Annotated in this window: 13 protein-coding genes and 1 pseudogene; 10 read left to right on the top strand and 4 right to left on the bottom strand. The window is 73.4% G+C overall.

Annotation, left to right across the window (positions count from 1 at the left end; genetic code table 11):
- Window positions 1–11: 11 nt before the first annotated feature.
- Window positions 12–582: pseudogene (locus G7Z13_RS22260) on the top strand (hypothetical protein); the annotation flags it as partial.
- 9 nt (window positions 583–591) lie between these two features.
- Here G7Z13_RS22260 and G7Z13_RS22255 read toward each other — a convergent pair.
- On the bottom strand, window positions 592–834 hold the full coding sequence (locus G7Z13_RS22255) for a hypothetical protein (protein WP_166001968.1): 243 nt from the start codon (window positions 832–834) through the stop codon (window positions 592–594).
- On the bottom strand, window positions 827–1,687 hold the full coding sequence (mca, locus tag G7Z13_RS22250) for a mycothiol conjugate amidase Mca (protein ID WP_166005203.1): 861 nt from the start codon (window positions 1,685–1,687) through the stop codon (window positions 827–829). The genes G7Z13_RS22255 and mca overlap by 8 nt, the downstream gene beginning before the upstream one ends.
- Before the next feature lie 171 nt (window positions 1,688–1,858).
- On the opposite strand from mca, the gene G7Z13_RS22245 reads away from it, so the two are divergent.
- Both G7Z13_RS22245 and greA read left to right on the top strand, forming a co-directional pair.
- Window positions 1,859–2,257: a DUF4307 domain-containing protein gene (locus tag G7Z13_RS22245; RefSeq protein WP_166001966.1), complete on the top strand. Its 399-nt coding sequence runs from the start codon at window positions 1,859–1,861 to the stop codon at window positions 2,255–2,257.
- 193 nt (window positions 2,258–2,450) lie between these two features.
- A complete protein-coding gene (gene greA, locus G7Z13_RS22240) occupies window positions 2,451–2,948 on the top strand; it encodes a transcription elongation factor GreA (RefSeq protein WP_166001964.1) in 498 nt (165 codons plus the stop codon).
- A gap of 84 nt (window positions 2,949–3,032) precedes the next feature.
- Here the strand turns inward: greA and ilvA are convergent, their stop codons facing one another.
- Complete coding sequence (gene ilvA / locus G7Z13_RS22235; protein ID WP_166001962.1) at window positions 3,033–4,262, bottom strand: threonine ammonia-lyase; 1,230 nt, start codon at window positions 4,260–4,262, stop codon at window positions 3,033–3,035.
- Between the two features lie 162 nt (window positions 4,263–4,424).
- Between ilvA and G7Z13_RS22230 the strand changes: the two genes are divergently transcribed.
- The 3 genes from G7Z13_RS22230 (at window position 4,425) to G7Z13_RS22220 (ending at window position 5,963) form a co-directional block, all read left to right on the top strand.
- Complete coding sequence (locus G7Z13_RS22230) at window positions 4,425–4,931, top strand: MarR family transcriptional regulator (RefSeq protein WP_166005201.1); 507 nt, start codon at window positions 4,425–4,427, stop codon at window positions 4,929–4,931.
- A gap of 269 nt (window positions 4,932–5,200) precedes the next feature.
- A complete protein-coding gene (locus tag G7Z13_RS22225; RefSeq protein ID WP_240926313.1) occupies window positions 5,201–5,704 on the top strand; it encodes an RNA polymerase subunit sigma-70 in 504 nt (167 codons plus the stop codon).
- Window positions 5,705–5,714: 10 nt separating this feature from the next.
- Window positions 5,715–5,963: a hypothetical protein gene (locus G7Z13_RS22220; RefSeq protein WP_166001960.1), complete on the top strand. Its 249-nt coding sequence runs from the start codon at window positions 5,715–5,717 to the stop codon at window positions 5,961–5,963.
- Window positions 5,964–5,997: 34 nt separating this feature from the next.
- On the opposite strand, the gene G7Z13_RS22215 is transcribed toward G7Z13_RS22220, so the two are convergent.
- A complete protein-coding gene (locus G7Z13_RS22215; RefSeq protein WP_166001958.1) occupies window positions 5,998–7,152 on the bottom strand; it encodes a cystathionine gamma-synthase in 1,155 nt (384 codons plus the stop codon).
- Between the two features lie 107 nt (window positions 7,153–7,259).
- Between G7Z13_RS22215 and G7Z13_RS22210 the strand changes: the two genes are divergently transcribed.
- The 4 genes from G7Z13_RS22210 (at window position 7,260) to msrA (ending at window position 12,346) form a co-directional block, all read left to right on the top strand.
- Entirely contained in the window at window positions 7,260–8,378 is a 1,119-nt protein-coding gene (locus G7Z13_RS22210; protein WP_166001956.1) for a hypothetical protein, read from the top strand.
- Window positions 8,379–8,809: 431 nt separating this feature from the next.
- Window positions 8,810–10,477: a M48 family metallopeptidase gene (locus G7Z13_RS22205; protein WP_166001954.1), complete on the top strand. Its 1,668-nt coding sequence runs from the start codon at window positions 8,810–8,812 to the stop codon at window positions 10,475–10,477.
- The gene (locus G7Z13_RS22200; RefSeq protein ID WP_166001952.1) at window positions 10,474–11,562 is read left to right on the top strand and encodes a hypothetical protein; all 1,089 of its coding nucleotides are present in this window, start codon (window positions 10,474–10,476) and stop codon (window positions 11,560–11,562) included. The genes G7Z13_RS22205 and G7Z13_RS22200 overlap by 4 nt, the downstream gene beginning before the upstream one ends.
- 112 nt (window positions 11,563–11,674) lie before the next feature.
- On the top strand, window positions 11,675–12,346 hold the full coding sequence (msrA, locus tag G7Z13_RS22195) for a peptide-methionine (S)-S-oxide reductase MsrA (RefSeq protein WP_166001950.1): 672 nt from the start codon (window positions 11,675–11,677) through the stop codon (window positions 12,344–12,346).
- Window positions 12,347–12,446: the final 100 nt, after the last annotated feature.

Below are 12,446 nucleotides of genomic sequence, written 5' to 3'. Positions count from 1 at the left end.
GCACCTGCCCGATGCGGGACGTGTACGGCCTGGCCTGTGTGCCCGGCACCACTCCGCGCGGGTCACCCGCGACCAGCGGGCGGCGCGGACCGGCCCGCTGCGCGACTCGGGTTTCGCCCGCCGGCTGCTGGTCGACGCCCGCGCCGGCTTCCAGCGCATCGGCGTCCCCCACGGCGAGGCGGGGACCTGCCTGGAGCCGGCCGTGGTGGACGCGGGCGACGCGCGCACGGCGCAGGCGCTCGCCCCGTGCGACGAGACGGCCGGCCTGTTCGCGTCGTACGGCGACCGGCGGGGCGAGGACCGGGCCCGCTTCCCGCGCTGCACGCTGCTGCCGTACGCCGCTGTGGGCGGGGTGGAGGTGGGGACGGCGGTGGCGCGGGAAGGGCCGGCCCAGCCGGCCCGCGCCGGGCATCCGGCGCGCGACGAGAAGCTCGACGGCTGTGTCGCGGCGTACGGGCTGCTGCTGGAGCGCGGGTCAGCCTGGAGGCGGGCCGGCAGGCGTGGCGCCTGGGCATGGTGCCGAGCCGCCACGCCCGGGAGGTGATGGGCGTGGCGGTGCGGGCGGCCGGTGACGCCCGCTGACCGGGCGGGTCAGCTCTTTGTCGCCTCGGGGGCGGCGGCCGACGGCTCGCCGCCGTCCGCCGGGGCCTCCTCGAAGTCGACCTTGCCCATGTGCTTGTTCATCGACTTCATCAGGGCCCAGACGGCCAGGCCCATCACCGCGAAGACGATGAAGCCGAGGACACCGGGGGTGACCTTGTCCTTGTCGAACTCCTTGGCGATGGTCACGAAGTGCGTCACGGCCAGGCTTGTGCTTGGGGTCATGTCAGGCATTGTCCCGGATGCCCGCGAAGAGGTCGTCCTCGGGGAGGGAGGTATCGACGAGGGACTTCGCCAGCTCGTACTCCTCGGTGGGCCAGACCTCCTTCTGCAGCTCCAGCGGGACACGGAACCAGCCGCCGTCGGGGTCGATCTGGGTGCGGTGGGCGAGCAGGGCCTTGTCGCGGATCTCGAAGAACTCGGCGCAGGGCACGTGGGTGGTGAGGGTGCGGTCCTTGAAGCCGGACTCGTCCCAGCGCTTGAGCCAGTCCCCGTAGGGGGACTCCAGGCCGCGGTCCAGCATGGCCTGGTGCAGGGCCTCGGTGCGGGGGCGGTTGAAGCCCTGGTTGTAGTAGACCTTCAGCGGCTGGTAGGCCGGGCCGTACTCGGCCTCGGGGTACTTCTCGGTGTCGGCCGCGCCCTCGAAGGCCACCATCGTGATCTTGTGGGTCATGATGTGGTCGGGGTGCGGGTAGCCGCCGTTCTCGTCGTAGGTGGTGATCACCTGGGGACGGAAGGAGCGGATCTTCCGCACCAGCTCGCCGGCCGCGTGGTCGACGTCCTCCAGGGCGAAGCAGCCCTCCGGCAGCGGCGGCAGCGGGTCGCCCTCGGGCAGGCCGGAGTCGACGAAGCCGAGCCACTCCTGCTTGACGCCGAGGATCTCCCGGGCCTCGTCCATCTCCTTGCGGCGGACCTCGTGGATGTTCTCCTCGATGTAGGTGTCGCCCTGGAGCTTCGGGTTGAGGATGGAGCCGCGTTCCCCGCCCGTGCAGGTCACCACGAGCACGTCCACCCCCTCGGACACGTACTTCGCCATGGTGGCCGCCCCCTTGCTCGACTCGTCGTCGGGGTGTGCGTGCACGGCCATGAGTCGCAGCTGGTCAGTCAAGGCTCTTCCTCGGTCGTTGTGTCGGCGCCCGGTGGACCGGGAGCGAACGGCGGCTTCTATAGTGACCGAACCGGAGGGTGAATAATTCCGGGGTAAGGCCCGGATGGCCCGTTTCGGAACAGGGTGTCCCGCCCGGCCGAGAGGATGATCATGAGTACGGTGCGTACGCCGCTGCGCGAGGGCCGCTACGGCCGTTCCTCGGACGAGCGCACGGACCGCACGCTCAAGACCGTCGGCGGGGTCCTGGGAGCGCTGCTCGTCGTCCTGGTCGGGTACTTCGCGTACCACTACGTCGGCCAGAACAAGATCAGCGCAGAAGTGATCAGTTTCGATCTCCAGGACGATGCGGTGAAGGTCGAACTGCACATCGAGAAGGACGCCGGCGCGTCCGGCTACTGCACGGTCCGGTCCCAGGCGGAGAACGGCGCCGAGGTCGGCCGGGCCGACTTCCGCTTCGCCGGCGACGCCACCCGCCTCACCGAGGTCGTCACGCTGCGCACCACCGCGCCCGGGACCACGGCCGAGCTGCTGGGCTGCCACGCGGACTGAGCGCACCACCGCGCGCCGCCCGACGCACCACCCGGAATATCGACTGGCTGACCTGCGGTGACGTGGTTTTAGTGACTTATGTCCTCCCCGTTCCGTCCCTGAATTGTTAGGCTCGTGGTTTCGCCCACTCCTGAAGGAACATGCTTCTGGGTAGGGCGATGCTTTGTATTCCCAGTACCGACGAGGAGCACCTGTGACCCAGACCAGCGAGAACGTCACCTGGCTGACCCAGGAGGCGTATGACAAGCTCAAGGAAGAGCTTGAATACCTGTCTGGTCCCGCGCGCACCGAGATCGCGGCCAAGATCGCCGCGGCGCGTGAGGAGGGCGACCTGCGGGAGAACGGCGGGTACCACGCGGCCAAGGAGGAGCAGGGCAAGCAGGAGCTCCGCGTGCGCCAGCTGACCCAGCTCCTCGAGAACGCCAAGGTGGGTGAGCCTCCGGCGACCGAGGGCGTCGTCGCGCCCGGCATGGTCGTCACGATCGCCTTCGACGGCGACGAGGACGACACGCTGACGTTCCTGCTCGCCTCCCGGGAGTACGCGAGCGAGACCATCGAGACGTACTCGCCGCAGTCCCCGCTGGGCACCGGCGTCAACGGCAAGAAGGTCGGCGAGGACGCGGAGTACGAGCTGCCCAACGGCAAGAAGGCCTCGGTGCGGATCCTGAAGGCCGAGCCGTACAGCGGCTGACCCCAGCCGCCGCCACTGCTGCCGCGCGCCCCCGGTGTCCTGTGACGCCGGGGGCGCCGTCGTACGCCCGCGGTCCGGCGCGCCTCACCCGATGACCGTGTAGCCCGCCGTGCGCAGCGCCTCGCCGACCTCGGCGCAGTGCGCGGGGCCCATGGTCTCCAGGTGCAGCTCGACCTCCGCCTCGGTCAGGCCGAGGCGCGGATCGGTCCGCACGTGACTCACGTCCAGGACGTTCGCGTCGACCGCCGACAGCACCGCGAGCAGCGTCGCGAGGGCGCCCGGCCGGTCGGTCAGCCGGAGGCGTACGGCCAGGTAGCGGCCCTGCGCGGCCATGCCGTGCCGCAGGACGCGCTGCATCAGCACCGGGTCGACGTTGCCGCCCGACAGCACCGCCACCACCGGCCCCTCGAACGCGCCGGGGGCGCTCAGCAGCGCCGCGACCGGGCTCGCCCCGGCCGGCTCCACGACCAGCTTGGCCCGCTCCAGGCACAGCAGCAGCGCGGTGGACAGCTCGTCCTCGGTGACCGTGCGCACCTCGTCGACGAGCGCGCCGACGATCCCGAACGGCACGTCGCCGGGGCGGCCGACCCTGATGCCGTCGGCCATCGTCGCCGGGTTCCCGACCGACACCGGGCGGCCCGCCGCCAGCGAGGGCGGATACGCCGCAGCGCCCGCCGCCTGCACACCGACGATCCGCACGTCCGGCCGCAGCGCCTTCACCGCGACCGCGATGCCCGCGGCGAGCCCGCCGCCGCCGATCCCCACGACGATCGTGCGCACCTCCGGGCACTGCTCCAGGATCTCCAGGCCGACGGTGCCCTGGCCCGCGATGACGTCGGGGTGGTCGAAGGGGTGGATGAAGACCGCGCCGGTGTCGTCGGCGTACTGCTGCGCGGCGGCCAGCGTCTCGTCGACGACGTGACCGTGCAGGCGCACCTCGGCGCCGTAGTCCCGCGTGGCGCTGATCTTCGGCAGCGGGGCGCCCTTCGGCATGAACACCGTCGCGCGCACCCCGAGCAGGGACGACGCCAGGGCCACGCCCTGCGCGTGGTTGCCTGCGCTCGCGGCGACCACTCCGGCGGCCCGCTCCTCGGGCAGCAGCCCGGCGATCCGCACGTAGGCGCCGCGCAGCTTGAACGAGCCCGTCCGCTGGAGGTTCTCGCACTTGAGGTGCACGGGCGAGCCGACGAGACCGCTCAGGTGCCGGCTGCCCTCCATCGCGGTCACCCGCGCGACCCCCGTGAGCATCTTCTGCGCCCCGCGCACATCGTCGAGCGTGACGGTGCGAAAGGAGTCAGCGGTGCGGTAGCTCATGACACCAGCATCGCAGTTCACGGGCGGGAAGCGCGGTTGTGACCAACCTCCGAGACCGGTTTGCGCAGCGCCGGTACGACCCGCCTCCGGGCCGCGTACCCTGTCCCCCAACCCAGGACCCCTTCATGAAGTGAGCTCCCGGCCATGCCCACAACACCTGAAATGTCGATGGACATGACGACCGTCGGTGACACCGGTCTTCTCGACGCCCTCCAGCACGAGGTGGCGGTGTTCGCCCGCCGCGCCGAACAGACCCGGCTCGGCGGCGTCGGGCAGGTGCGCAACTCCATGGACCGCGCCGCGTACCTGCTGCTCAACCGGCTCGACAAGGAGGGCCCCATGGGCGTCAAGGCGCTCGCCTCCAGCATGGGCATCGACTCCTCGACGGTCACCCGGCAGGTCGCGCCACTGGTCGACTCCGGTCTGGTCAAGCGGACCTCCCACCCCGAGGACGGGCGGGCCGTGGTGCTCCAGCTGTCCCCGCGCGGGCTGTCCCGGCTGGAGGAAGTGCGCTCGTCGCGGCGCCAGTTGATGGCCGAGCTGACCCAGGACTGGGCCCCGGAGGAGCGCGAGGCGTTCTGCACGCTGCTCACCCGCTTCAACGTGGCCCTGTCCGCCCGGATGGCCGCGGCGGGCGCACCGGTGGCGGAGCCGGCTTCTCCGTCCTGACCCGGACCGCCGTGGTCGAGCCCGAATCGGCGCCGTCCCGACCCGGACGGCCACCGTCACCGCCCTGACCGGCACCGCTGCCGTCCCGCCCCGGACCGCTGCCGTCCCGACGGACCGTTGCCGTCCCGACCGGACCGCTGCCTCCGGTCCGGACCGACTCGGGGTTCGGTTCGCCCCTGCACGGCTCTTGACCGAAACGCTTCGCCTGGCCTCATATGAGACCGGGTCCCCGGATCCGCGTCCTTGGTCGCCCTCAGGGGGGAGGCGTGGTGCGACGACGGCAGGTGGGCCGAGGCGATCGCCGGGGCCCGGAATTCGAGGCGTTCGTCGCGGGCGCGGCGGGGCGGCTGCTGCACACCGCGACGCTGCTCACGGCGGAGACACCGGACGCCAACCCGCGCGCGCGGCGCCTGCTCACCCTGGCCCTCGCGCACACGTACGCGTACTGGGACCGGCTGCGCGGGGAGGACCCGTACGACCGGGCCCGGCAGTATCTGGCCACCCGCTTCGCCCGCGAGGCATGGCATCACCACGGCGGCGCCCTCGCCCGGTTCCGGCCCGCCCCGGACACCGCGCCACTCGCCGTGCTCGCCCCGCAGGAGCGCCTGATCCTGGTGCTCAGGCTGTACGAAGGGGTCGGAGAGGAGCAGACCGCCGCGCTGCTCGGCCTGCCACCCGACCGCGTCCGCGCCGTCTGCGACCGGGCCACGGCGACCGTGCTGCACCCGCCCCGCAGGCCCGCGCCTGCGGTGGCGAAGGCGGTGCCGTCATGAGGCGGCCGCGGTGAACCGGCTCGAACGGGAGGCCGCCGTACGGAGGATCATGGAGCGGGCGGCGCCGCCCGTGCCGCCGGACCTCTGTGCGCAGGCGCTGCGCCGGGGCGCCCGGGTGCTGCGCCGCAGGGTCCTCGCCCGCCGCGCGGGGTGGCTGCTGCTGCTCGCGGCGGCCGTGGCGTTCACCGTGTGGGCGCTGACCGCCCGCCCGTGGGTGGAGCCGCCGTCGCGGACGACCCCACCGCTCACGGGCTGGTGAACGCACCCGGCCGCGCGCCGGTGTGCCGGCCGGCTCAGCCGAGCGCCTGCTGCAGGTCCTCCAGCAGGTCGTCGACGTTCTCGATGCCGACGGACAGGCGCACCAGGTCCCCCGGGACCTCCAGCGGGGAGCCCGCCGCGGAGGCGTGCGTCATCCGCCCGGGGTGCTCGATCAGCGACTCGACACCGCCCAGGGACTCGCCCAGGGTGAAGATCTTCGCGCGGTTGCAGACCTGCACGGCCGCCTCCTCGCCGCCCTCGACCCGGAAGGAGACCATGCCGCCGAACGCCCGCATCTGCTTGGCGGCGACCTCGTGACCGGGGTGGTCCGGCAGGCCCGGGTAGAGCACGCTGGTCACGCGCGGGTGCCGGGTCAGCATGTCGGCGATCTTCGTGGCGTTCTCGCTGTGCCGGTCCATGCGCACCGACAGGGTCTTGGTGCCGCGCAGCACCAGCCAGGAGTCGAAGGGCCCGGCGACCGCGCCCATCGCGTTCTGGTGGTACGCCAGCTCCTCGCCCAGCGTCTCGTCGGCGGTGACCAGCGCGCCGCCGACCACGTCCGAGTGGCCGCCCATGTACTTGGTCAGCGAGTGCACGACGACGTCCGCGCCGAGCGCCAGCGGCTGCTGGAGGTACGGCGTGGCGAAGGTGTTGTCGACGACGAGCTTCGCGCCCGCGTCCCGGGCGACCTGGGCGACGGCGGCGATGTCGGTGATGCCGAGCAGCGGGTTGGAGGGCGTCTCGACCCACACGGCCTTGGTCTTCGGGGTGATCGCGGCCCGTACGGCGGCCGCGTCGCCGGTGTCGGCGACCGACCACTCCACGCCCCAGCGCGCGACGACCTTGGCGAACAGCCGGAAGGTGCCGCCGTACGCGTCGTTCGGGATGACGACGTGGTCGCCGGGGCTGAGCAGCGTGCGCAGCAGGCAGTCCTCGGCCGCCAGCCCGGACGCGAACGCGAGGCCGCGGCGGCCGCCCTCCAGGGCGGCGAGGTTCTCCTCCAGCGCGGTCCTGGTGGGGTTGGCGCTGCGGCTGTACTCGTAGCCGCCGCGCAGGCCGCCGACGCCGTCCTGCTTGTAGGTCGAGACCTGGTAGATCGGCGGGACGACCGCGCCGGTCAGGGGGTCGGCGGTGTTGCCCGCGTGAATCGCGAGCGTCTCGAAGTGCTGACTGATGTGCCTGTCGCTCATGGGGACCGAGCGTAGTGCGCGCACGGGGAAAGCGGCGGACGGGCGGGGCGTCCGCAGGCCGCGCACCGGGTTGGCCAATTGTCACGGGCGTCTGGAACGCTGGGGGCATGGAGATTCTCTGGGTCCTGATGGCACTGCTCATGCTGGGCTTCGTGCTGCTTCCCTTCCTCAGGCGCCGGCGCGGCATGATCGAGCAGGTGGCGCCGGGCCACCCGGACGCGGCGGACCCGGCGAACTACGGCTTCGTGCGCCAGGAGCAGCTGGACGTCCGGATGCCGGGCCCGGACCCGGACCTGCTGGACGTCCTGGACCTGGTCCAGCGCACCCAGGACTACCGCGCGGCGGCCCAGCTGCTGGCGGGCACCGAGGCCCGGGGCGAGCTGCGCTGGCAGCGGGTGCAGGCGTTCGCGGGCGCCGCGTCCCTGGAGCTCCAGCAGCGGCCGGGGAACGCCGGCGAGACGCCCGGCGGGCAGTGGCTGCGGGTGTGGCGGGCCGAGCAGCCCAAGGACGCGGGCGGCGCGGCGGTGCACGCCGAGTTCCTGGTGCAGCAGGCGTGGCGGACCGCGACGCCGGGCACGGACGAGTTCCGGATCATCATGGAGGAGGCGAAGGCGGCGTGCGGCGAGGCGGCGCTGCTCGCCCCCGGCGACCCGGTGCCGTACATCGTGGAGCTGTCGGTGGCCCGCGGCCTGTCGTATCCCCGCGAAGAATTCGAGCAGCTCTGGCTGAAGATCCTCGACCGGGCGCCGCACCACATGGGCGCGCACCTGGCGGCCCTGCACTACTGGTGCGAGAAGTGGCACGGCTCGCGGGAGCTGGCCGCCTCGTTCGCGGAGGCCGCCGCGGCCCGCGCCCCGCAGGGCTCGCTGCTGGCGGCGCTGCCGCTGTTCGCGGTGTTCGAGCACCTGCCCGAGGTGAACCTGGTCAGCGGCTTCTACCAGAGCGAGGTCGTCACCAAGGCGATCCACGGCGCGCTGCACGCGGTCCACTCGGCCCGCGCCGACGACCCCATGCTGGCGCACGTGCGCCACCTGCTGGTCTTCTTCCTGGTGCGCGGCGAGCGCTGGGCGGAGGCCATGAGCCAGCTCGTCCACGTCGACGGCCACGTCGGCGCCCTGCCGTGGACCCTCTCCCCCGACCCGGCGGCGGAGTTCGCCGTCTACCGCGCGCTCGCGGTGGCGGGCTACGAGGCGAACGGCGGCAGCCCGGCGACGCTGCTGCACTGAGGGCAGCCCCGCGCGACTCCGCGACCGGCGGGCCGGAGGGCACTCCGCGCGCGGCTCCGCGACCGGCAGCCGGCGGCCCGGCGGCCCGGCCGGTGCAGCTCCGTGACGGGCGGCCCGGCCGGCGCCCCGCGCGCGACCCCTGGCCGGCACCCCGGCACCCCGGCACCCCGGCACCCCGGCACCCCGGCACCCCGGCACCAGCGGCCTGCCATGGACACGTCTTGCACGTCAACCCGCCGGTAGGCGATACTCCGCTTCCCCCCACAACCACTGATCACGACGGGCGCTGAGCCCACCTCACACCGGCCGGCCGCGATCAGGCGCAGACCCGTGTCGCCGCGCCCCGCGGCACCCGCGTCGCGCACCCGCGGCGCCCCTGTCGCGGCACCCCGCTACCGTCAACCGCACATCCCGTGGGGGGACCCTGCCCGATGGGCGCGACCTTGCGCGCGCTGCGCGCTCTCCTGCTGCTCGCCGGCTTCCACCTGCTCGGCGTCCTGCTGCTGGCGGCCCTCGCCGGCCTCGACTACCTGCTGTATCTGCACGCCCCCTCGGGCGTCGCGGCCAAGCTGTACCTCGTCTCCGTGCTGCTGGCGATCCCGCTGGTCCGCGGCCTGTTCATGCTGCGCACCCCGAAGGCGCAGGAGGCCCCCGGGCTCGCCGTCACGGAGGCCGACGAACCCGCGCTGTGGCGCACCGTGCGCGAGCTGGCCGACCGTATCGGCACCCGCGCGCCGACCCGCATCGTGCTGACCGCCGAGGTCAACGCGGCCGTCACGGAGGACGCCCGGCTGCTCGGTCTGCTGCCCGGCCCGCGCCGCCTCCACCTCGGTGTGCCCCTCCTCCAGGGCCTCACCGAGGCGCAGCTCCGCTCGGTCCTCGCCCACGAGCTGGGCCACTACTCCCACGCCGACACCCGCCTCGCCGCCCTCACCGTGCGCGGCCGCGCCCAGATCCTGCGCACCATCGGCCACTTCGAGGAGCGCGCCGGGAAGAGTGCCGCCCGCGAACGGGCCCGGCAGGAGAAGAAGAACGCCAGGGCCGCCGCCAAGGGGAAGAAGACCGGCGAGGTCGACACCCGGCACGCGGGTCTGACGTACCGCGCGATGGCCCGGCTGTACACCGCGTACGCCAGGCTGTACCTCCGCGTCACGCTGGCCGGCGCCCGCCGCCAGGAGTACGCCGCCGACGCCGCGGCCGCCCGGATCGCCGGCCGGGACGCGACCGCCTCCGCGCTGCGCGAGATCCCGGTCCTGGACGCCGCGTTCGCCTTCTACACGCACCACTACCTCACCCTCGGCGAGGACGCCGCGCTGCTGCCGCCGCGCGGAGAGGTGTTCGGCGGCTTCGGCCGGCTGCTGAGCGCCCGCCGGCTGGAACTCGCCGGCCTGCGCACCGAGCTGCCGGCCGAGCCGGTCTCGCCGTACGACTCCCACCCGCCGATCGCCGACCGCGTCCACCGCGTCGAGGCGCTGCCCGCCGACCACCGCACGGACGAGGGCCGGGGCGCCGCCCTCGGCCTGCTGTCCGACCCCGGCCGGACCCTGGCGGCCCTGGAGGACGCGGTCCTGCCGGACGACGTACGACAGTGGCGGCGTACGGCCGGCTGGCCCGAACTGCTCGACGGCTCGATGACCGCCCAGCTCGCCGCCCTGAACACCCCGCTGCACCGGGCGCTGGCCCTCTACACCAAGGCGCGCCCCACCCTGCCCGCGCTGCTCGCCCTGATCGACGAGGGCCGGCTGTGGCAGCTGGCGCGGCGGCTGCCGCTGTCCGACGAGGCGGCGGCCGCGAAGGGCCGCGCCTTCCGGGAGTTCGTCCGGCCCGCGCTGGCCGAGTCGCTGCACCGCATGGCGCTGGCCGAGTTCAGCGCCCACGCCCGGCTGCGCTGGAAGTTCTCCTGGGAGCGCGGCGCGACCGCGCTGGTGCTGCCCGCGCCGGGCGGACCGGCGTCCGCGACCGGCACCGCCGTGAGCGACCTGCTCGCTCCCGCCGTCGCCGCCGCGGTCGCCGACCACCCGGTCACCGCCCCGCTGCGCGCCCTGCTGCCCTCCGCCCCGACCGACCCCGCGAACCGAGAAACGGACAGTTCCCGATGACCGTAGTGCTGTGGATCCTGGCGATCCTGGCCGTCCCCACGTTGATCTTCTTCGGGTGGCTGGCCTGGGTGTTCCTGAGGGAGTTCTTCTCCCCGAGCCATGACGAGGAGGCCGCCGCCGAGGCGGCCGGCAAGCTCGGCCTGCTGCCCGCCGCCCGGCAGAACACCGAGCACGCGGGCCCGCTGCCCGCGGGCTGGGAGGCGGCGCTGGCGGCCGTGCGCGGCGGCGACTGGCAGGCGGCGGCCGGTCTGCTGCGCGAGGCGGGAGACGACTGGGACCGCCGTTCCCTGGCCGCGTACCTGCTCGGCGACCTCGCGGCCGAGGAGGACGACTGGCTGCTCGCCTGGGAGGCCGCGCGCCCCGAGGACCCGGACGCGGCCGTGGTGCGCGCCCGCAGCACGGTGATCCTGGCCTGGAAGCTGCGCGGCGGAAAGCGGGCCAAGTACACGACGAGCGAGCAGTTCGAGGGCTTCCACCGGACGCTCGCGGGCGCCCGCGAGGACATCGCGCGGGCGGCGGCGCTGAACCCCGCCGACCCCACGCCGTTCATCGCGGAGATCTGGGTGGCGCTCGGGCTCGGCTATCCGCACGCGGAGATGGACAGGCTCTGGGCGGAGATCACCGCCCGCGCCCCCCACCACTACGAGGCGCACTTCTCGGCGCTGCAGTACTGGTGCGCCAAGTGGCGCGGCTCCGAGGAGCTGGCCATGGAGTTCGCCGAGCAGGCCGCGGCGAAGGCACCGCTGGGCAGCCTGCTGACGGTGCTGCCGCTGATCGCCCACTTCGAGCACGACGACTCCGACGACGCGGAGGGCGACCGTACGCCGCAGATGGTGGCCCGGGTCGACGCGGGCCTCGCGGACGCCGCCGCGGCCGACCCGGCCCACCCGCGCCTGCCGGAGCTGCGCCACCTGCTGGCGTACTACCTGTCCCTCCAGGACCGCGACGAGATGGCGGTCGAGCAGTTCCGTCTGGTGGACGGTTACGTCAACGCGCTGCCGTGGCGTTACCGCGGCGACGGGATGGCGGCGTACTACTGCACGATCCGCGACTCGTCGGCGCTGGTGGTGGCCGCCGCGGACTGAGCCCGGCCGGCACCCGGCCGGCACCTGGCCGGCACCTGGCCGGAATGCGGGGCGGCGCCCGGACGTTCACCGAGTGCCGCCCCGACGTCGTCCGGCAAGAAGGAGCCCCACCATGCTGTTCGGCCGCACCCCCGTCCTGCCCACCCCCGAGCAGGCGCTGACGGGCCGCCCGGAGCCGGCCTACACCGTCCCCGAGCGCCACACGGTCCTCGGCACCCCGCTCCTCGGCCCCTACCCCGAGGGCATGGAGACCGCCGACTTCGGCCTCGGCTGCTTCTGGGGCGCCGAACGCAAGTTCTGGCAGCTCCCGGCGGGTGTGTACACGACCCTGGTCGGCTACCAGGGCGGCTACACCGAGCACCCCACCTACGAGGAGGTCTGCTCGGGCCTGACCGGCCACACCGAGGTCGTCCGCGTGGTCTACGACCCCGCCGTCATCTCCTACGACCGCCTGCTGAGGACCTTCTGGGAGTCCCACGACCCGACCCAGGGCTACCGCCAGGGCAACGACGTCGGCACCCAGTACCGCTCGGCGATCTACACCCACACCCCCGCCCAGGCGGCCACCGCCGAGTCCTCCCGCCAGGCCTACCAGAAGGTCCTCTCGGACTCCGGCTACGGCGAGATCACCACGGAGATCCTCCCGGCCGAAGGCCGCCCCTTCTACCCGGCCGAGGACTACCACCAGCAGTACCTTTCGGACAGCAAAAACCCGAACGGGTACTGCGGGCTGGGCGGGACCGGGGTGTCCTGCCCGATCGGAGTTGCAAAGGCAGACGGCTAAAGTCTTTCTCTCCGGAAGTTGAGAACAGCGGGCGATGACTTGTTGACCGACTGCGAACCGGTCACAGGCATTCCCGCTCGCGTGCTGCACACACCGCGGC

It is taken from the genome of Streptomyces sp. JB150 (genome assembly GCF_011193355.1).
Classification (GTDB): Bacteria; Actinomycetota; Actinomycetes; order Streptomycetales; family Streptomycetaceae; genus Streptomyces.
This window is presented reverse-complemented; position numbering and strand designations above follow the sequence as displayed.

Coding starts and splice junctions, on each gene's coding strand:
- G7Z13_RS22255 (WP_166001968.1), bottom strand. CDS start 834: ATGCCTGACATGACCCCAAGCACAAGCCTGGCCGTGACGCACTTCGTG.
- mca (WP_166005203.1), bottom strand. CDS start 1,687: ATGGCCGTGCACGCACACCCCGACGACGAGTCGAGCAAGGGGGCGGCC.
- G7Z13_RS22245 (WP_166001966.1), top strand. CDS start 1,859: ATGAGTACGGTGCGTACGCCGCTGCGCGAGGGCCGCTACGGCCGTTCC.
- ilvA (WP_166001962.1), bottom strand. CDS start 4,262: ATGAGCTACCGCACCGCTGACTCCTTTCGCACCGTCACGCTCGACGAT.
- G7Z13_RS22230 (WP_166005201.1), top strand. CDS start 4,425: ATGTCGATGGACATGACGACCGTCGGTGACACCGGTCTTCTCGACGCC.
- G7Z13_RS22215 (WP_166001958.1), bottom strand. CDS start 7,152: ATGAGCGACAGGCACATCAGTCAGCACTTCGAGACGCTCGCGATTCAC.
- G7Z13_RS22210 (WP_166001956.1), top strand. CDS start 7,260: ATGGAGATTCTCTGGGTCCTGATGGCACTGCTCATGCTGGGCTTCGTG.
- G7Z13_RS22205 (WP_166001954.1), top strand. CDS start 8,810: ATGGGCGCGACCTTGCGCGCGCTGCGCGCTCTCCTGCTGCTCGCCGGC.
- G7Z13_RS22200 (WP_166001952.1), top strand. CDS start 10,474: ATGACCGTAGTGCTGTGGATCCTGGCGATCCTGGCCGTCCCCACGTTG.
- msrA (WP_166001950.1), top strand. CDS start 11,675: ATGCTGTTCGGCCGCACCCCCGTCCTGCCCACCCCCGAGCAGGCGCTG.